This window comes from Bacillota bacterium, from assembly GCA_023511835.1.
GTDB lineage: Bacteria > Bacillota > Sulfobacillia > JAIMAT01 > JAIMAT01 > JAIMAT01.
Window position 1 is genome coordinate 1 of record JAIMAT010000039.1, and the last position, 18,415, is coordinate 18,415.

At 71.3% G+C, this 18,415-nt stretch carries 19 protein-coding genes; 18 read left to right on the forward strand and 1 reads right to left on the reverse strand.

All coding sequences use genetic code 11. The features are described 5' to 3' along the window. Positions 1–729 (reverse strand): hypothetical protein (locus K6U79_07085; GenBank protein MCL6522121.1); only part of this gene is annotated, 729 nt, incomplete at its 3' end. A gap of 30 nt (positions 730–759) precedes the next feature. Between K6U79_07085 and queG the strand changes: the two genes are divergently transcribed. The 18 genes from queG to K6U79_07175 all read left to right on the forward strand — a co-directional run bounded on the left by queG (position 760) and on the right by K6U79_07175 (position 17,437). Beyond that, positions 760–2,487: a tRNA epoxyqueuosine(34) reductase QueG gene (queG, locus tag K6U79_07090; protein ID MCL6522122.1), complete on the forward strand. Its 1,728-nt coding sequence runs from the start codon at positions 760–762 to the stop codon at positions 2,485–2,487. Between the two features lie 181 nt (positions 2,488–2,668). Beyond that, on the forward strand, positions 2,669–2,965 hold the full coding sequence (locus K6U79_07095) for an NADH-quinone oxidoreductase subunit A (GenBank protein ID MCL6522123.1): 297 nt from the start codon (positions 2,669–2,671) through the stop codon (positions 2,963–2,965). A gap of 320 nt (positions 2,966–3,285) precedes the next feature. Further along, on the forward strand, positions 3,286–3,822 hold the full coding sequence (locus K6U79_07100; protein MCL6522124.1) for an NADH-quinone oxidoreductase subunit B: 537 nt from the start codon (positions 3,286–3,288) through the stop codon (positions 3,820–3,822). Between the two features lie 13 nt (positions 3,823–3,835). Further along, the gene (locus K6U79_07105) at positions 3,836–4,312 is read left to right on the forward strand and encodes an NADH-quinone oxidoreductase subunit C (protein MCL6522125.1); all 477 of its coding nucleotides are present in this window, start codon (positions 3,836–3,838) and stop codon (positions 4,310–4,312) included. A gap of 32 nt (positions 4,313–4,344) precedes the next feature. Continuing rightward, a complete protein-coding gene (locus tag K6U79_07110; GenBank protein MCL6522126.1) occupies positions 4,345–5,505 on the forward strand; it encodes an NADH-quinone oxidoreductase subunit D in 1,161 nt (386 codons plus the stop codon). Further along, on the forward strand, positions 5,505–6,470 hold the full coding sequence (gene nuoH, locus K6U79_07115) for an NADH-quinone oxidoreductase subunit NuoH (protein ID MCL6522127.1): 966 nt from the start codon (positions 5,505–5,507) through the stop codon (positions 6,468–6,470). Before K6U79_07110 ends, nuoH begins: the two co-directional genes overlap by 1 nt. 28 nt (positions 6,471–6,498) lie before the next feature. After that, the gene (locus K6U79_07120) at positions 6,499–6,978 is read left to right on the forward strand and encodes a 4Fe-4S binding protein (protein ID MCL6522128.1); all 480 of its coding nucleotides are present in this window, start codon (positions 6,499–6,501) and stop codon (positions 6,976–6,978) included. Further along, a complete protein-coding gene (locus K6U79_07125) occupies positions 6,975–7,508 on the forward strand; it encodes an NADH-quinone oxidoreductase subunit J (protein ID MCL6522129.1) in 534 nt (177 codons plus the stop codon). Before K6U79_07120 ends, K6U79_07125 begins: the two co-directional genes overlap by 4 nt. Continuing rightward, positions 7,505–7,813 carry an NADH-quinone oxidoreductase subunit NuoK gene (nuoK, locus tag K6U79_07130; protein MCL6522130.1) on the forward strand — a complete coding sequence of 103 codons (309 nt, stop codon included), beginning with the start codon at positions 7,505–7,507 and terminating at the stop codon, positions 7,811–7,813. The genes K6U79_07125 and nuoK overlap by 4 nt, the downstream gene beginning before the upstream one ends. A 20-nt stretch (positions 7,814–7,833) precedes the next feature. Continuing rightward, complete coding sequence (gene nuoL / locus K6U79_07135; protein ID MCL6522131.1) at positions 7,834–9,672, forward strand: NADH-quinone oxidoreductase subunit L; 1,839 nt, start codon at positions 7,834–7,836, stop codon at positions 9,670–9,672. A 3-nt stretch (positions 9,673–9,675) separates the two neighbouring features. Beyond that, complete coding sequence (locus tag K6U79_07140; protein MCL6522132.1) at positions 9,676–11,163, forward strand: NADH-quinone oxidoreductase subunit M; 1,488 nt, start codon at positions 9,676–9,678, stop codon at positions 11,161–11,163. Further along, on the forward strand, positions 11,164–12,603 hold the full coding sequence (locus K6U79_07145; protein ID MCL6522133.1) for an NADH-quinone oxidoreductase subunit N: 1,440 nt from the start codon (positions 11,164–11,166) through the stop codon (positions 12,601–12,603). A 404-nt stretch (positions 12,604–13,007) separates the two neighbouring features. Next, positions 13,008–13,445 (forward strand): MarR family transcriptional regulator, encoded by a 438-nt coding sequence (locus tag K6U79_07150; protein MCL6522134.1) that lies wholly within the window; start codon positions 13,008–13,010, stop codon positions 13,443–13,445. Continuing rightward, positions 13,432–14,229, forward strand: a complete 798-nt coding sequence (locus tag K6U79_07155) for an ATP-binding cassette domain-containing protein (protein ID MCL6522135.1) — start codon at positions 13,432–13,434, stop codon at positions 14,227–14,229. The genes K6U79_07150 and K6U79_07155 overlap by 14 nt, the downstream gene beginning before the upstream one ends. 7 nt (positions 14,230–14,236) lie before the next feature. Next, a complete protein-coding gene (locus tag K6U79_07160; protein MCL6522136.1) occupies positions 14,237–15,028 on the forward strand; it encodes an ABC transporter permease in 792 nt (263 codons plus the stop codon). Between the two features lie 435 nt (positions 15,029–15,463). Then, positions 15,464–16,606 carry an NAD(P)/FAD-dependent oxidoreductase gene (locus K6U79_07165; GenBank protein MCL6522137.1) on the forward strand — a complete coding sequence of 381 codons (1,143 nt, stop codon included), beginning with the start codon at positions 15,464–15,466 and terminating at the stop codon, positions 16,604–16,606. A 26-nt stretch (positions 16,607–16,632) separates the two neighbouring features. Then, positions 16,633–17,226, forward strand: a complete 594-nt coding sequence (locus K6U79_07170; protein MCL6522138.1) for a hypothetical protein — start codon at positions 16,633–16,635, stop codon at positions 17,224–17,226. A 67-nt stretch (positions 17,227–17,293) separates the two neighbouring features. After that, complete coding sequence (locus K6U79_07175; protein ID MCL6522139.1) at positions 17,294–17,437, forward strand: sulfurtransferase TusA family protein; 144 nt, start codon at positions 17,294–17,296, stop codon at positions 17,435–17,437. Positions 17,438–18,415: the final 978 nt, after the last annotated feature.

The window sequence follows — 18,415 nt, forward strand, 5'->3', positions numbered from 1 at the left end:
GGCCTCCTCCTGGTGGACGGTGGCGTCCAGCGGCTCCCCGGGTCGGTTCAGCTCCAGGTAGAGCAGGTGCGAGCGCGCCGCCGCCGTCAGGGCGGCGTCGGCGCGGAGGGGTGGGAGAGCCAGCTCGGCGCGCAGGCGGTCGAGGCGGGCGGCCTGCTCCACCGCCACCGTGTCGGGTGCGGGCGGATCCGGCGGCGCGCCGGCCAGCACGCGGAAGGTCCACGACTCTTCCGCGTAGTAGCCCCGATAGGCGATGTAGATGGAGGCGCGATGGAGCCCGGGCGCCAGCGGCGCCGGCGGCCGCTGGCCCACCCAGCCGTCGCTCGCCACCGTCGCCTGGAGCGGCTGCCCGTCCAGCTCCAGGGCGGCCAGCACCTGGTCGGGCCGGAAGTCGGGCGTCAGCACCAGCCGGAGGCCGACCTCGGGGCGGGAGACGGCGACGGTGCCGCTGGGCAACGGGAGATAGTAGCGGAAGCCGGCCTCCGCCCCGTCGGAGGGGGCCTCCGGGCGGTCCTTCTGGTTGGGCGGCGGCCCGGGTTCGACGGGCCCGCCCGCGGAGGCCGGCAGCGCCCCGGCCGCGTGCCCCCGCGGCACCGTCCCGGTCGGCAGCCCGATCGGTGCGGCGGCGGCAAGGCCGATGGCGCCCAGGAAGCCCAGCAGGGCGAGAAGCCCCGGCCCGAACGCCCGGCGGAGCGAGGAGGTGCGGCGCGAGGCGCCCGGAGCGTGCAACGCGGCGATGTGCGCCTCCCGTCCCGAGGCATGGTGGGGACCGTAGACCGCGAGGTCCGCAGCGACATTATCCCGCCCGCCGGGGAGCCCCTCAACGCGGGCGAGCGGCTGAAGCGCGCCCTCCTGGAGGAAGCCCGCCGCCTCGGGCTGCCCCGCGTGGGTGTGGCGCGGGCGGAGCGCTGGCCCGAGGCCGAGGCGCGGCTGGAGCGCCTCCGCCGCGAGGGGGTGCGGGTGCCCTTCACGCACGGGGAGCCCGCCGAGCGGAGCGACCCGCGCCGCTTCCTGCCCGGGGCGCGCTCGCTGCTGGTGGCGCTCCTGCCCTACGGTCCGGCGGCGCCCGGGGGGGAGGCGGCGGGAGGGGTTCCCGGGGCGGCGCCCGCCCCGCCCGGCCGGCCCGCGGGGCGCGTGGCGCGCTACGCGGCAGCCGGCGACTACCATCCCCTCCTCCGCGCCCGCCTCGAGGCGCTGGGCCACCGCCTGGAGGAGCTGCAGCCCGGCTCGCGCTGGCGCGCCAGCGTGGACGGGGGGCTTCTGTCTGAGCGGGCGGCGGCCGTGGCCGCGGGCCTCGGCTGGATCGGGCGGAACGGCTGCCTGATCACGCGCGAGTACGGCTCCTGGGTCCTGCTGGGGGTGCTGGCGGTGGAGGCGGAGTTTCCTCCCGACCCGCCCGCCCGGGGCGGCTGCGGCCGCTGCCGGCGCTGCCTGGAGGCCTGCCCGACGGCGGCGCTGCGGGACGACGGGCTCCTCGACCCCGACCGCTGTCTCTCCACCTGGAGCCAGCTGGCCCGGCCCTTCCCGGCCGAGCTGCGGCCCGCCCTGGGCGACCGGCTCTGGGGCTGCGACACCTGCCAGGAGGTCTGCCCCTACAACCGGGCGGCGGCGCGGCGCGCCGCGCGCGCGGCGGGCGGGGAGGAGGCTCCGGCGCTCTCCCTGCCGGCGCGCCCCGATCGCCTGCCGCTGGCCGAGGTGGCCACCATGGGGCACGGCGCCTTCCGTCGGCTCCTGGGGGGCACACCGGCCGCCTGGCGGGGGCCGCGACCCCTGCGCCGGAACGCCCTCCTGGCGCTGGGCAACCTGCCGCGCGGCGCCTGGGGCGAGCCGGAGGAAGCCGCCCTCCGCCGCGCCCTCGCCTCGACCGATCCCCTCTTGCGCGAGGCGGCCGCCTGGGTGGAGGCCCGCCGCTCCGTCCCGCTGGCGGTGGCGGTGGGCTCGCTCAACCCCAGCAAGGTGGAGGCGGCACGCGAGCTCTTCGCCCGCCTCCGCCCCGGCACGCGGGTGGAGGGGATCGCCGTCCCCAGCGGCGTCCGCGAGCAGCCGCTGGGCGAGGAGGAGACACTGCGAGGGGCTGTGGCCCGCGCCCGGGCGGCGCTGGAGGCGGCGCCCTGGGCCGACCTGGGCGTCGGCATGGAAGGTGGCGTGGCGCTGGAGGAGGGGGCGGACGGGGAGGAGCCATGGCTGATCAACTGGTGCGCCGTCGCCGACCGCCGGGGCGGTCTCAGCCGCGGGCGGGGGCTGGCCATGCCGCTGCCCCGCCGCTTCCTGGAAGCGCTCCGCGCCGGGCGGACGCTGGGCGAGCTGATGCAGGAGGAGAGCGGCCAGGCGGAGATCAACGCCGGCGACGGGGCCGTCGGCTGGTTCACCCGCGGCCTGGTCGACCGGCGCCACCTCTGGCGCGACGCCCTGGCCGCCGCCCTGGCGCCGCGCATGGAGAGCCTTCTGGGCGAGCCCGGTGGTGGGCCCAGGAAGCGGGCCCTATAATAGTGAGCGTGGTCACAAGCGGATTCGGGGGCGACGCCCGGGTCGGGGCCGGCGTGGGGTCCGGGCGGAGGGCTCCCGGTTTCGCCACCGCGCGGTGGGGAGAGGAGCGATCCCTTTGCCGGAACCTGCGCACGTGGACATCCTGTTCTTCTTCCTGGGCGGGCTCGCCTTCCCGCTGCTCATGATCTACCTCTCGCTCCTGCTCCGGCGCGACCACCCGGAGCGGCGGAAGCAGATGCCCTACGAGTCCGGTATCCGTCCCTTCGGCGACGCGCGCGTGCAGGTGCACGTCGCCTATTACGTCATCGCCCTGATGTTCGTCGTCTTCGACGTGGAGACGGTCTTTCTCTACCCGTGGGGCGTCGCCTTCCATGCCGTCGGACCGGCCTTCGCGCTGGTGGAGGGGCTGGTCTTCATCGCCATGCTGGTGATCGGCCTCGTCTACGCCTGGCGAAAGAAGGTGCTGACGTGGGAGTGAACGACCAGCAGCAACCCGGCGGAGCGCCGCAGGAGCCGGAGCGGCCCGCGGCGCCCGAGCAGGTCTCGCCGGAGGCCTCGGTCACCCGTCCGGAGCCGCAGGCGGGGCCCGATGGTACGGGCGGGGAGGGTGCGGCGGCCGGCGAGCCGGCTGCTGCGCGTCCGCAGCCGGCTCCGCGCGGCCGGCCCGCCGGCCCGCTGCGGCCGCGCAACGAGAAGCCGGTAACCCCCACCGGCGAGCGCAAGCCGCCGGTGCGCGTCCAGCTGCTGGACGAGCTGGGGCGCTTCGGGGCGGAGGAGGTCGGCTTCCAGGACGCCGAGATCCTTCCCGGCGTCTGGCGCCATGCCCCCGGCATCCTGACCACCAGCCTGCAGACGCTGGTCAACTGGGGGCGCCAGAACTCGCTCTGGTACATGCTCTTCGCCACCGCCTGCTGCGGCATCGAGCTGATGGCCTTCGGCGCCTCGCGCTTCGACGCCGACCGCCACGGCATGGTTCCCTGGGGGTCGCCGCGGCAGTCGGACGTGATGATCATCGCCGGCACCATCACCGAGAAGATGGCGGAGCCGACGGTGCGGCTCTACGAACAGATGGCCGAGCCGCGCTACGTCATCTCCATGGGCGTCTGCGCCACCAATGGCGGGCCGTTCTGGCAGGGGTACAACGTGGTGGACGGCGTCGACAAGCTGATCCCGGTGGACGTCTACGTGCCGGGCTGCCCGCCGCGGCCGGAGGCGCTGCTTCACGCCATCTACCGCCTGCGCGAGAAGATCGCCCGCGCCGGCCTCGACCGGGCGCGCATCCGCGAGGCGCGGGGGGCCGAGGCGGCGCGGACCCTCTCGGGGACGCAGGGCTAGGAGGGGCGGCGGGATGACGCTGGAGGCTGCCAAGCAGGCGATTCTCGAACGCTTCCCCGAGCTCCAGGTGGACGAGGGCTTCCGCGGCGGGCTGGGCCTGCTCCTGCCGGCGGAGCGCCTCCTGGAGGTGGGGCGCTGGCTGCGCGACGAGCCGTCGCTGCGGCTGGACCTCTTCCACGGCATGACGGCCGTCGACTGGCAGGACCGCTTCGCGGTGGTCTACTGGCTGGAGAGCAGCGAGCACCCGGAGCTGCGCGTCCAGCTGAAGGTGGAGCTGCCGCACGACGAACCGGAGATCGAGAGCGTCACCGGCCTCTGGCCGGGCGCCGACTGGCACGAGCGGGAGGCCTGGGACCTCGTGGGGGTCCGGTTCCGCAACCACCCCGACCTGCGCCGCATCCTCACCTGGGAGGGGTACGAGGGCCACCCGCTCCGCCGCGATTTCGTCGACCGCCGGCCCAAGCGCCCGCGCAAGGTCCGCATCCGCTGAGGCCGCGGGCGCCGCGAGGAAGGGGTGAGGGGATGGCGGAACGGCTGAGCCCGGAGGAGCTGGAGCTGGTCGAGCCGGTCGAGGAGAGCGGCGAACGCCGGACGATGCAGCTCAACCTCGGTCCGCAGCACCCCAGCACGCACGGGGTCTTCCGGGCCGTACTGACACTCGACGGCGAGACCATCGTCGACGTGGACCCGGTGCTGGGCTACCTGCACCGGAACCACGACTACATCTACCAGCTGATGACCTACCCGCAGATCGTCCCCATGACTGACCGCACCGATTACATCAGCCCGCTCAACAACGAGCTGGTCTACTGCATGGCGGTGGAGCAGCTGATCGGCATCGAGGTGCCGGAGCGGGCGCAGTACCTGCGGGTGATCTTCGCCGAGCTGAACCGGATCTTGAGTCACTTCCTGTACATCGGCAGCATCGCGCTCGACCTGGCCGGCTACCAGCCGTTCCTGCTCTCCTGGCGGGAGCGGGAGCTGGGCTACGACCTGATCGAGAAGGCCACCGGCCAGCGCATGTTCCCCAACTACATCCGCATCGGCGGCGTGCACAACGACGTCCCCGAGGGCTGGACCGGCGAGCTGGAGGAGTTCCTGGACTTCGTGGAGCGCGAGGCCTGGCCCGAATACCGGACGCTCTGGATGGAGAACCCCATCTTCAAGGCGCGCAGCGTCGGCATCGGCCTCCTTCCGAAGGAAGTGGCCATCGCCTACGGCGCCACCGGCCCGGTGGCGCGCGCCTCGGGCGTCCGCCGCGACCTGCGCAAGGACCGTCCCTACCTGGTCTACGACCGCCTCGACTTCGAGATGGTGGTGGGCGAGAAGGGCGACACCTACGAGCGCAGCTGGATGCGCATGTACGAGATCCTGGAGAGCGTCAAGATCATCCGCCAGGCGATCCGCCAGATGCCCGACGGCCCCGTCCTCGGCCAGCTGCCGCGCGGCCCGATGAAGGCGGCCAAGGGCGCGGAGGTCTTCCAGGTGGCCGAGAGCCCGCGCGGCGAGCACGGCGTCTACATCGCCAGCGACGGCGGCGTCCACCCCTACCGGGTCCACTGGTACTCGCCGGTCTTCAACCTGCTGCAGCTCCTGCCCTACCTCTCCAGAGGACTGAAGGTGGCCGACCTGATCGCCATCCTGGCAAGCCTCGACCCGGTGATGGGGGAGGTGGACCGCTAGTGCCGCTCTGGTTGAGCGACGCGCTCTGGGCGCTGGCCAAGGTGGTGGGCGCCCTCGTCTTCGTTGCCCTCAACGCCTTCCTCCTGATCTGGGGCGAGCGGAAGGTGGCGGCGCGCTTCCAGCGCCGCGTCGGCCCCGAGGTGGTGGGCGGCCCGGCCGGCATCCTGCAGAGCCTGGCCGACGGCATCAAGCTGCTGGCCAAGGAGGACATCCGTCCGGCCATGGCCGACGCGCCCGTCTGGTTCTGGGCGCCGGTCCTCTCCATGCTGCCCGGCGTGCTGGTACTCCTGGTCATCCCCTACGACCCGCACCTGACGCTGGTCCACATGGACTGGAGCCTGGTCTTTGCCATGGCGGCCAGCGCCTTTACCGCCATCGCCTACTTCATGGCCGGCTGGGGCTCCAACAACAAGTACTCGCTCCTGGGCGCCATGCGCGGCGTGGCCCAGCTGGTCAGCTACGAGATCCCGCTCATCCTCTCGTTCCTGGGCGTGGTCATGATCACCGGAACGCTCGATCTGAGCCGCATCGTCCAGGAACAGTCCAGGCTCTGGCTGGCCATCCCGCAGGTCCTGGGCTTCATCGTCTTCTACGTCGCCTCGCTGGCGGAGTTGAACCGCGTGCCCTTCGACCTGGTCACCGGCGAGTCGGAGTTGGTGGCGGGCTACCTGACCGAGTACTCGGGCATCCGCTGGGCCATGTTCATGTTCGGCGAGTACACCAACCTCTTCACCAGCTCGGCCCTGGCGGTGACGCTCTTCTTCGGCGGCTGGCAGGGGCCCCTGCTGCCCGGCTGGCTCTGGTTCCTGATCAAGACCTATACGCTCATCTGGGTGGCCATGTGGATCCGCTGGACGCTGCCGCGCGTCCGCATCGACCAGCTGATGGACCTGGGCTGGAAGTTCCTGACGCCCCTGGCGCTGATCAACGTCGCACTGACCGGCCTCTGGCTGACCGTCCTCTAGACGGGAACGGGGCGGAAGGAGGGAGAGCGTGAACCTCTTCGCGCGCATCTGGGAGACCGCCAAGGGCCTGGCGCTCGGCCACGCGACCACGTGGCTCGAGTACTTCAAGCCCGAGATCACGGTTCGCTACCCGGAGGAGAAGCCGGAGTACGTGACCGGCACCCGCGGTATCCCCGCCCTCAAGTGGAACTACGACAAGGGCGACCTTAACTGCACCGGCTGCGGCCTCTGCGCCCGCGCCTGCCCCATCTCGGTGATCGAGGTACGGCAGCCGGTGGGGCCCGACGGGCGCCATCTGCAGAAGCCGGAGGTCTTCTACCTCGACTTCTCGCGCTGCATGGTCTGCAACCTCTGCGTCGAGGCCTGTCCCTTCGACGCGCTGGAGATGGCCGACATGGTCGACCTCTCGCAGTACACCCAGGGCGATCTGGTCTTCGACAAGCAGCAGCTGGCCAACATCTGGGTGGACTCCCATGCCAGGCGCGTGGCGCTGGGCGATAAGCTATGAACTGGCAGCTGCTCGCGTTCCTCGTGCTGGCGGTGGCGACGCTCTACGCGGCCTGGAAGGTGGCGACGACGCCCAACGTCACCCACGCGGCGCTCTACCTGGCGGGCGTCTTCGTCGGCGTCAGCGGCGTCTACCTGCTGCTGCAGGCCAACTTCCTGGCGGCGGTGCAGATCATCATCTACGCCGGCGCCATCCTGACGGTCACCATCTTCGCCATCATGCTCTCCGACATGCCGGCCATCAGCGGGCGACTCCGCCCCAACCTCTTCGCCCGGCTCACCTCGCGCGCCTGGGGCCTGCTGCCGCTTCTGGTGGGCGCCCTCTTCGCGGCGCTCATCCTCTGGGCCTATGCCGGCGGCTGGGCGGGCTTGGCGGGGGCGCAGGCGACGGCGGCCGCACCGGGCGTGGCGGCGCTGGGGCGGGAGCTCTTCGCCGTCTACATGGTGCCCTTCGAGGTCGCCTCGGTCCTCCTGCTGGCGGCCATGATCGGCGCCATCGCCCTCACCGGCAGGAAGGAGGACCGCCCGTGATCCCGCTCGGCGACTACCTGGTCTTCGGCGCGCTCCTCTTCTCCATCGGCCTCTTCGGGGCGCTCCGGCGCGAGAACGCCATCACCATCCTGATGTCCATCGAGCTGATGCTGAACGCGGTCAACGTCAACCTGGTCGCCTTCTCGCGCTACCTGCCGGGGGCGGCGCTGAGCGGCCAGATCTTCGCCATCTTTATCATCACCGTCGCCGCGGCCGAGGCGGCCGTGGGCCTGGCCGTCATCCTGGTCATCGCCCGGCGGCGGCGCACCGTCGACATCAACGAGGTGCGGACGCTCCACGACTGAGAGCGAGAGGTGAGAAGCGGGTGGTGCAACAAGTCTGGCTCATCCCCGCGGTGGTGCTGGCCGCCTTCCTGCTCACCCTCTTCCTGGGTCCGCGGCTGAGGGAGGGCGCCTCCTACTTCGGCATCGCCGGCGTCGGGCTGGCCTTCGTCCTCAGCCTGGTCACCCTGGGCGAGGTGCTGGGCGGTGCCAGCGCGCACGTCACCTTCCCCTGGCTGACCATCGGCACGACCACGGTGCGGATGGGCTTCCGCGTGGGGCCGCTGGAGGCGGCGACGCTGGTGATGGTCAGCCTGGTCTCCTGGATGGTGGTCACCTACTCGCGGGGCTACATGCATGGCGACGACCGATACAACCGCTTCTTCTCCAACATCACGCTCTTCGTCTTCGCCATGCTGGGCCTGGTCATCTCCGACAACTTCCTGGAGTTCGTCTTCTTCTGGGAGCTGATGGGACTCGAGTCCTACCTGCTCATCTCCCACTGGTTCCGCGACCTGGAGAACGCGCGCGCCGGCATGAAGGCCTTCCTGGTGACGCGCCTGGGCGACGCGGCCATGTTCCTGGGCATCTGGCTCTACTTCCAGCAGACGCACACCTTCCAGTTCGGCGCCAGCCTGGCCGGCATCCCCACGGCCACGCTGACGCTGATCGGGCTCCTGCTCTTCGCCGGCGCCGTGGGCAAGTCGGCGCAGGTCCCGCTGCACATCTGGCTGCCCGACGCCATGGCCGGCCCGACCCCGGTCAGCGCCCTGATCCATGCCGCCACCATGGTGGCGGCGGGCGTCTTCCTGGTGGCGCGCGCCTTCCCCATCTTCGTCGCCGCCCCGGCCGCCTGGGTGACGGTCTCCGTGATCGGCGGTGTGACGGCCCTGGTGGGCGCGCTGATCGCCACGGTACAGGAGGACATCAAGAAGACGCTGGCCTACTCGACCATCAGCCAGCTGGGCTACATGATGCTCAGCCTGGGCGTGGGCGGCTACGTGGCCGGGCTCTTCCACCTGCTGACGCACGGCTTCTTCAAGGCGCTGCTCTTCCTGGGCTCGGGCAGCGTCATCCACGCCACCGGGACGCAGGACATGCACGAGATGGGCGGCCTCTGGGCGAAGATGAAGACCACCGCCGTCACCTTCATGATCGGCGCGGCGGCGTTGGCCGGCATCCCGCCCTTCGCCGGCTTCTTCTCCAAGGACGAGATCCTGCTCCAGGCCTTCGGCTCGGCCTACCCGGTCCTCTTCTGGATGGCGCTCCTGGCGGCCTTCCTGACCGCCTACTACATGACGCGGGCGGTCGTCCTCACCTTCTTCGGCCGGCCGCGGGTGCGCGAGATCTTCGCGCACGCCCACGAGTCGCCGGCGGTGATGACCGTGCCGCTCATCGTGCTGGCGGTGCCCGCCACCCTGGCCGGCTGGCTGGGGGCGCCGCAACTGGGCGCCTGGTTCAGCCACTTCGTACGGCCGCCCGTGGAACTGGGAGAGGTGCCGCCGAGCGGCCTGGTCAGTCTGATGGCGGTGACGGCAGCGTTGCTGGGCATCGTGGTCGGCCTCGTCGTCTACGCCACAGGCGCGGTCGACCGGCGCCAGGCCATCCGCGACCTGAAGCCGGTCTACGTGGCGCTCAAACAGAAGCTCTACTTCGACCACCTGGCGGCGGGGGTGGCCGGCGTCGCCCTGGCGCTCAGCTCGCTGGTGGGGGCCTTCGACCGCTGGGTGATCGACGGGCTGGTCAACGGTGCCGGCTGGCTGGCCATGACCGTCGGCAACGGCGTCCGCAAGGCGGCCGCCGGCAGCGGCCAGGCCTACGCCATGATCCTCTTGGCGGGCGCCCTGGTGGGGCTTTTGGTACTCCGGGTGATGGGAGGGTAAGCCTTGCACGTTCCGATTCTCTCCGTCCTGCTCCTGCTCCCGCTGGCCGGCGCCCTCGTCACCCTGGCCCTGCCCGCCGGCCGGCCGGGCCTGCTGCGCGGCTGGGCGACCGCCGTCGCCGCGCTGGAGCTGCTGCTCTTCGCGGTGGCGCTCGGAGGCTTCGACCCCGGCCGCTCCGGCTTCCAGCTGATGGAGCGCGTGCCCTGGGTGCCGTCGTTGGGCATCCAATACTACCTGGGCGTCGACGGTATCGGCCTGGCCATGGTCGGGCTGAGCGCCCTGGTCTGGCTGGTGGCGGTGATCGCCTCCTACGGCATCGAGGAGCGGGTGAAGGAGTACTTCCTTCTGCTCCTCATCCTGGAGGCGGCGGTGATGGGCGTCTTCGAGTCCCTGGACTACGTCCTCTTCTACGTGGCCTGGGAGCTCGTGCTGGTGCCCATGTACTTCCTGATCGCCATCTGGGGCGGGCCGCGGCGGGAGTACGCGGCCATGAAGTTCATCCTCTACACCATGGTCGGCTCGCTGCTGATGCTGGTGGGCATCGTGGCGCTCTACGCCTTCACCGGCTTCCGGACCTTCTCCATTCCGGAGATCGCCCGCCTGGCGCCGGCCATGGTGCCCGCGCAATGGAAGGACTGGATCTGGCTCTTGCTCTTCGCGGGCTTCGCGGTCAAGGTGCCCATCTGGCCCTTCCACACCTGGCTGCCCGACGCCCACGTGGAGGCGCCGACGCCCATCTCGGTGGTGCTGGCGGCCATCCTGCTGAAGCTGGGAGTCTTCGGCTTCCTGCGCATCAGCGACCCGACGCTGCCGGAGGCGGCGCGCCACTTCGCCCCGGCCTTCGCCGCGCTGGGCGTGATCAACATCCTCTACGCCGCCTTCGCCGCCCTGGCCCAGAAGGACATGAAGCGCGTCGTCGCCTACTCGAGCATCAGCCACATGGGCTTCGCCGTCCTGGGGATCGCGGCCGGGACGCCGCTCTCGGTCAACGGCGCCGTCTTCGTCATGGTCTCCCACGGCCTGGTGGCCGCCATGCTCTTCCTCATGGTGGGCGTCTTCTACGACAGGACGCACACGCGCGACATGGACCGCGTCAACGGCATGTACGACGCGACCCCGGTGGCGGCGACCTTCATGGCCTTCGCGGCCTTCGCCAACCTGGGGCTGCCCTTCCTCTCCGGCTTCGTCGGGGAGTTCTTCACGCTGGCGGGCACCATCGGCGTCTTCCGCACGCAGGTCTTTCTGGCGGCGGCGGGCCTGGTGATGGTGGCCGCCTTCAACCTGATGCTGATGCACAAGGTGCTGATGGGGAGGCCGCACGAGGAGCACCGCGGCCTGCCGGACATCCGCCCGCGGGAAGTGGTGAGCATGCTGCCGCTGATGGCCTTCACCCTCCTGCTGGGCGTGCTGCCGGCCACGCTGGTCCACCTGACCAACCCCAGCGCACTCCAGCTGGTCCGGCTGCTGGCCGGCCTGGGAGGGGGTCTCTAGATGCCACCGGTCGCCGATCTGGCTGCCATCCTGCCGGAGCTCATCCTGACCGGGCTGGGGCTGCTCCTGCTCCTCGTCGCCGCCTTCGTCGACGAGCGCGGCGAACGGGCGGTCAGCCCCTACCTGACCGTGGCCGGCCTCCTGGTCGCCTTCGCCAGCCTGGCCTGGACGCCGCTGCGCAACCGGCCCGTGCTGGGCGGCATGGTCCACGCCGACCTCTTCACCCTCTTCTTCCGCATGGTGCTTATCGGGGCGCTGCTCATCGTGGTGCTGATGAGCGGGCGCTACGCCGAGCGGAGGGGGATCTCGGCGGGCGCCTTCTACGCGCTCCTGGTCTTCGCCACCGTGGGCGCGCTCTTCTTTCTGGACGCCGGCGACGCGGTCAGCTTCTACGTCGGCCTGGAGACGCTGACCATCCCCTCCTACCTGCTGGCGGGGATGCTGACGCGCGACGCGCGTTCCAACGAGGCGGCGCTCAAATACTTCCTGAACGGCGCCGTCGCCTCGGCCATCCTCCTCTTCGGCCTCTCGCTCCTCTACGGCGCCACGGGCACCACCGCCCTGGCCGCCATCGCCACGCGCCTGGCCGCCTCGGGCGCCGACCCGTTGGCGCTCTCCGGCCTGCTCCTGGTGCTGGTGGGCCTGGGCTTCAAGGTGAGCGCGGTCCCCTTCCACCTCTGGGCGCCGGACACCTACGAGGGGTCGCCGACGCCGGTGACCGCCTTCCTCTCGGTGGTCTCCAAGGGGGCGGCCTTCGCCGCCATCCTGCGCCTGCTCTTCACGGCGCTGACGCCGCTGCGCGCCGACTGGAGCGCCGTCTTCGCGGTGCTCTCGCTGCTCTCCATGATCGTGGGCAACGTCTCGGCGCTCCACCAGCGGAACCTGAAGCGCCTGCTGGCCTACTCGTCGATCGCCCACGCCGGCTACGTCATGGCGGGGCTGGCGGCGGGGACGGCGCTGGGCTTCCAGGCGGTCATGTTCTACGTGCTGGTCTACGCCGTGATGAACCTGGGCGCCTTCGCGGTGGTGGTGGCGCTGGGGGAGGCGGGCGAGGAGGAGAGCCTGGAGGGCATCCGCGGCCTGGGCCGGCGGAACCCGTGGCTGGCGGCGGCGATGACGCTCTTCCTGCTCTCGCTCATCGGCATCCCCTTCTTCCCCGGCTTCTGGGGGAAGCTCTACCTCTTCCAGGCGACCGTGCAGGCGGGGATGGCCTGGCTCGCCATCACCATCGGCGTCAACTCGGCGGTGAGCGTCTACTACTACTACGGCGTCATCCACGCCATGTTCGTCCAGCAGCCGGAGGAGGGGCGCGCCGCCGCGCTCCACACCTCCTGGGGCGTGGGCCTGGGCGTGGCGGTGACGGCGCTGGCCGTCCTGCTGGTAGGGTTGGCACCCGGGGGCTTCCTGGGCTGGGTGGCGCAGGCCGCTTGGTTCCGCTGAGCCGAGGGGGGTCGGGCGGAGCGCGGGCGCCGCTCCCCGCCCGACCCCGGAGCAGGCGCGGCTGGTGACGACCCCGATCCAGGAAGGGAAACCGGGAGGTTGACCTCCCGGTTCCTCGTCTCTCCGGCGCACCCCGGTCGCCCGTCCGCCCCGGCTCCGGCTCGCGTGACCGTCTGCGGCCGCGCTGCGGCGCAAGACCATTCGAGGATCTATCCAATCGACCATGGATTCTATCGCCCATCTGATCTAAGATCAGAGGCGCCGCCTCACCGCAGCCGCCGGCGGCCTTCGGCCGCCGGCGCGGCCGGGTGGCGGGGAGGGGGGCCGGCGCCATGACGGCGTCCGAGACGAAAGCCGGCGGCACCCGGCGGGAGGGGCCTCCACCCCGGGAGGCCGGGCCGGGCGTGGACGAGGTGAGCGACAGCCTGGTGGCGCTCTGCCAGCTGATCCGCAGGCGGACGCACCCGGTCCGCCGGGGCGAGATGACGCCGGAACAGTTCTGGCTCCTCCATCGGCTGGAGCGGCGGGGGCCGCTCAGCATCGGGCGGCTGGCCGAAGAGCTGGGCGTCAGCCAGAGCTCGGTGACGGTCTCCTGCCAGCGGCTGGAGCGGATGGGCTGGCTGCGGCGGCGGAGGCTCTCCAGCGACGAGCGGGTGGTGGAGGTGGAGCTGACCGGCGAGGGCGGGGAGCGGCTGGCTTCCTGGCGAGAGGCGCGGCGCCGCCTGGTGGCCGAACTGCTCGAGCCGCTGGCGGACGGCGAGCGGGCGGAGCTGGGGCGGTTGCTCCGGCGCGTCCTGGCCGCGGCCGGCGGCGAGGAGGGGATGGGCGATGGCACTGATTGAAGTGCGCGGCCTCGTCAAGCGCTTCGGTGCGCAGACGGCGGTGGACGGCATCTCCTTCGACGTGGAGGAGGGCGAGGTCTTCGGCCTGCTGGGGCCCAACGGGGCGGGCAAGACGACCACCATCCGCATCCTGACGACGCTCATCCCGCCCACGGCGGGCGAGGTGCACATCGCGGGTCTCGACCTGCGCCGGGAGGGCCCGCGCCTGCGGCAGCTCTTCGGCTACGTGCCGCAGAACCTCTCCGCCGACGGATCGCTCACCGGCTACGAGAACCTGCTGATCACCGCCAAGCTGCTCGGCCTGCCGCGGGCGGAGCGGGAGCGGCGCATCGACGAGACGCTCCGTCTGCTCCGCCTGGAGGAGGCGCGCGACCAGCTGGTCCAGCAGTACTCGGGCGGCATGGTGCGCCGGCTGGAGGTGGGCCAGGCGATCCTCCACCGGCCGCGCCTGCTCATCCTCGACGAGCCGACGGTGGGCCTCGATCCCGCCGCGCGGAACGCCATCTGGGCCATGCTGGGGCAGCTGCGCCGGGAGAGCGGCCTGACCGTCCTGGTCACCACCCACTACATGGAGGAAGCGGACGCCTACTGCGACCGGATCGCCATCATGAACCACGGGCGGATCGCCGCCAGCGGCACGCCTGAGGAGCTGAAGCGCCTCGTCGACCGCGAGGGCGCCACGCTGGAGGACGTCTTCACGGCGGTGACGGGCGACACCCTGGAATCGGGAGGGGACTTCCGTGAGCTCCGTCGACTACGGCGCCGCATCCAGCGCTTCGACTGAGGCGCTCCTGCGCCCCAGGAGCCGGAGGGAGGAGGTGGCGGCCTACCTGCACGGCGCCCTGGTGGTGGCCGAGACGGAAGTGCGCAAGCTCCGCCACGACCCCACCGAGCTTCTCATGCGCTCCGTCCAGCCGGCGCTCTGGCTGGTCATCTTCGGCAAGGCGCTCTCCCGCGTCCGGGCCATCCCCACGGGGAACGTGGATTACCTGACCTTCATGACGCCCGGCATCCTGGCGCAGTCGGTCATGTTCATCGCCATCTTCTACGGTCTCAACATCATCTGGGACCGCGACGCCGGCATCCTGCAGAAGTTTCTCGTCCTGCCGATCCCCCGCTCCGCCTTCGTGACCGGCAAGGGCTTCGGGGCGGGCGTGCGCGCCGTCAGCCAGGCGGTGGTCATCTTTCTGCTCGCCCTGCTCCTGGGCGTCCGCCTGCGCTGGAGCCTCGCCGGGCTGGCGGGCGCCCTCCTCACGGTGGTGCTGGGGGCCGCCTTCTTCTCCACGCTCTCCATGCTCATCGCCATCGCCGTCAAGACGCGGGAGCGCTTCATGGGCATCGGCCAGGTGATCACCATGCCGCTCTTCTTCGCCTCCAACGCCATCTACCCCATCCAGATCATGCCGGAATGGCTGCGCTGGGTGGCGCGCGTCAACCCCCTCAGCTATATGGTCGACCTGCTGCGCGGCTACCTGGTGGCAGGCCGCGTCCCCGACGCCTGGACCGACTGGCTGGTCCTCCTGGCCGCGGTGGTGGTCAGCCAGTTCCTGGCCGGCCGCCTCTACCACAAGGTGATGCTCTGAGAGTCGGGGGCCGGCCCCGGCGGGACCGGCCCCTTTCGCGGGGCCTCTCCGGGCCTCCGCCGAGGGCCCGCACCCCGTCTCCGCGCCGGGCCGGGCTGCCCCTGCGTCGCGCCTCGGCCGCCCGTCCGGTGCGTGCGATGCGCCTCCCCATCCGCCCGCTCTTGCAGAATAATGACCTACAGAATCTAGGTAAAACGTCGATACCCCCCCACATGCCAATGGAAAGTACTTTTGTATCCATTGACATAGGCTGTAGATCTGATACAGGGTAGGGTATACCCGGTTGGCGGCTTCGAGAAAGAATGGGTTATTTTTAAATATTCGCGCGGGAACGGAGGCCGCCACGGGGCCGCCGGCCGGGCGACGCGGACGGCGCGGGCCGCGCGGGGCACGGGCCGCGCCGGGCCGGACGAGAGGAGGATGTCGAGGGAAGCGATGGCACAGCGGGTCCTCTTCCTGGGCGGCGGCGTGGCGGGCGTCATGACCGCCAACCGCCTGGCCCGCCAGATGCGGCGGGAGATGGAGCGCGGCGAGGTCGAGATCGTCGTCCTGAGCGAGAGCGAGACCCACTTCTACCAGCCGAGCCTGCTCTACGTGGCCTTCGGCGAGACGGTCCCGGAGAGCTACCAGCGGCCGCTGCGCCAGGTGGTGGTGCCGGGGATCCACGTCGTGGTCGACGCGGCCGTGCGGGTGCTTCCGGACGAGCGGGTGGTGGAATGCAGGAGCGGGAACCGGTGGGCGTACGACTTCCTGGTGATCGCCACCGGCTCCCACCCCGATCTGGACGCGATCCCCGGGTTGCGCCAGGGATCGCATACATTCTACCTCCCGGCGGAGGCCAGACGGCTCCGCCAGGCGCTGGACGCCTTCGAGGGCGGGCGCGTGGTGCTCAACGTCAACGTGCCCCACAAGTGTCCGGTGGCGCCGCTGGAGTTCGTCTTCATGCTCGACGCCCGCCTGCGCCGGAGCGGCAGGCGCGAGGCGACGGAGATCGTCTACACCTACCCCATCGGCCGGCTGCACGCCCTGGCCCCCGTGGCCGAATGGGCCGCCGGCGCCTTCGCAGAGCGGGGGATCGTGGGCGAGACGCTCTTCAACGCCGAGGAGGTGGACCCGGAGGGCCGCAAGATCCGCTCCCTGGAGGGCGAGGAGATCGACTACGACCTGCTGGTGGTGGTGCCGCCGCACCGGGGCGCCCGGGTCCTGCGCGACTCGGGGCTGGGCGACAAGGACGGCTGGCTGCCCACCGACCGCCAGACGCTGAAGATGAAGGGCCAGGAGCGCATCTACGTCCTCGGCGACGCCACCGACCTGCCCATCTCCAAGGCGGGCTCCACGGCCCACTACGAGTCGGAGGTGGTGGCGCGCAACCTGGCCCACGAGCTGCGCGGCGAGGCGCCCAGCTCCCTCTACGACGGCAAGGTCTTCTGTTTCGTGGAGACCGGCGGCGACGAGGCGACGTACGTGAGCTTTGACTACGCCAACCCGCCCAGGCCGGTGGACCCGGTGACCACCATCCACTGGTTCAAGCTGGCCTTCAACGAGATGTACTGGCTCTCGCTCCGCGGCTGGGTCTGAGGAGCGCGGACGAAGGGGGGAACTCCATGTCGACCGTCACCACGCAGCCAGCGACCGCCGCGGCCGGGGGGCTCCTCCCCCGCGAGCGGCTGGAGGAGATGGCGGCACTCCTGGCCGCCGTCCGCGACGCCCTCAGCGCGGAGAGCGTGACTGCCATGACCCGCCTCGCCGTCCAGTTGGGTGAGGCGGCCGACGAGCTGACCCGTCCCGAGATGGCGTCGCTGCTCTCCGAAATGGCCGGCAGCGCGCCCGCCCTCCGCGAGGCGCTGCGCCTCCTCCGCGAGCTGGAGGCGGGCGGCACCCTGCGCCGCCTGGAGGCGCTGCTCGCCCTGGTCCAGGCGGTGACGGACGCCCTGACGTCCGAGAGCCTGGCCGGGCTCCTGGGGCGCCTCCTGCCCTGGCTGGAGCTGCTGGACCGGCTGGGCGAGAGCCGCCTCGTGGCGAAGCTGCCCGCCCTGCTGCAGGCCGTCGACGAGACGCTGGCCGAGCCGCCGTCGCCGCGGGAACGGGGCGGGATGCTGCGGCTGGTCCGCGCGGTGCGCGAGCCGGAGATCCAGGACGCCCTGACGGCTGGCCTGGGCCTGATGCGGCGGGTGGCTCCCGTCCTGCGTGCCGGCTGAGCCCCCGGCGGAGGCGCCGGGACGCGGCGGGAGCAAGGCAAGCGGAAAGGCGCGGGAGGGATCGTAGTTGGGCGAGGTGATCGCGGTCCTCTCCACCGACCAGGGCTCGCGCAAGGACATCCCCGCCTGGGTACAGAAGGCGGGCCACGAGTTCCCAGGCGTCGAGACGGCGGACGGCTACGACCGGATCGTCCTCAGGAAGCTCAAGTAGCCCGGCTCCCGGGGGAGGCGGCGGGGCGCGGCGGCGGCCTCCGGGGCGGCCGCCGCCCGCTCTCCGGCGCCCCGGGAACGGGGGAGGCGGCGTCGAGGTGGGCGTCAGGCCGTCGGCGCGCGCCCCGCCCGGACTTCCGGGGCTGATGCCGACGAACTGCCCCTCCCATTGGAAGCGCGTTGGGCAGGCCTTCCAGGAGCGCACAGCGTTGTCCTGCGCGGCTTCGCGATGTCGACCAGCGCGTGGAATACCGTGCGAAGCATAGGTGACATATACGGGCTTCGCGAGTGAGGGCCACTGAACCGCGGCCGTCCAGTCCGCGCGCTTTTTGCCCGGGTGGGAAGGGTTCGGGGACACCCTCCCGGACCTACGTGGGCGGGTACGCAGGAGGGGCCGTCCAAACACCTCTCTCGGGCTCCACGGCCCACGAGAATTTTCGGCTCACCCTCCTCCTGCGCCCCCGGTGCCGCCTCCGCCCACTTCGGGCCGGAGGCGAATCTTCGAACGTCGCAGCCGCCCTCCTGCTTGTCCCTCTCGGGCGGCCGGACCGGCTTCACCTGGATCATGCCAACACCTCCCAGCACGTCTCCGGCGACATCTCCTGCTCCTCGACCGGATTCGGAAGGTGCATTGGCTGGGAGGTGGATCAATTCTCATCCCGGCGATGCTGGGTCAGCTTAAACCCGCCGCCGGCACCAGGTCTGCATGACTCTCCTGAGGTGGCCTTTGCCCGATGCTCGCGCCGTCCCTTTTCCGCCCGGCACGACGCCGCGAGGGGGTAAAGGTCGATCCTTGTCGATCGAGGGGGTAGATAGAAGAACAGCTGAAGGCGGTGTCGAGGGTTGGCAGATATGGAAATAAATACCACCGGGGGGGGGGGGGGGGGGGAAAAAAGTAAATTAAGTTGGTTCACCCCCTTGCCCGCCAAAACAACCCCCCCGGTTACCCCCCGGCCCCCAAAAACGCACCCCCCCCCCC

Excerpts from the sequence above, each read along its gene's own strand:
- queG (MCL6522122.1), top strand. The coding sequence starts at position 760 with ATGGTGGGGACCGTAGACCGCGAGGTCCGCAGCGACATTATCCCGCCC.
- K6U79_07095 (MCL6522123.1), top strand. The coding sequence starts at position 2,669 with ATGATCTACCTCTCGCTCCTGCTCCGGCGCGACCACCCGGAGCGGCGG.
- K6U79_07105 (MCL6522125.1), top strand. The coding sequence starts at position 3,836 with ATGACGCTGGAGGCTGCCAAGCAGGCGATTCTCGAACGCTTCCCCGAG.
- K6U79_07110 (MCL6522126.1), top strand. The coding sequence starts at position 4,345 with ATGGCGGAACGGCTGAGCCCGGAGGAGCTGGAGCTGGTCGAGCCGGTC.
- K6U79_07125 (MCL6522129.1), top strand. The coding sequence starts at position 6,975 with ATGAACTGGCAGCTGCTCGCGTTCCTCGTGCTGGCGGTGGCGACGCTC.
- K6U79_07145 (MCL6522133.1), top strand. The coding sequence starts at position 11,164 with ATGCCACCGGTCGCCGATCTGGCTGCCATCCTGCCGGAGCTCATCCTG.
- K6U79_07155 (MCL6522135.1), top strand. The coding sequence starts at position 13,432 with ATGGCACTGATTGAAGTGCGCGGCCTCGTCAAGCGCTTCGGTGCGCAG.
- K6U79_07165 (MCL6522137.1), top strand. The coding sequence starts at position 15,464 with ATGGCACAGCGGGTCCTCTTCCTGGGCGGCGGCGTGGCGGGCGTCATG.
- K6U79_07170 (MCL6522138.1), top strand. The coding sequence starts at position 16,633 with ATGTCGACCGTCACCACGCAGCCAGCGACCGCCGCGGCCGGGGGGCTC.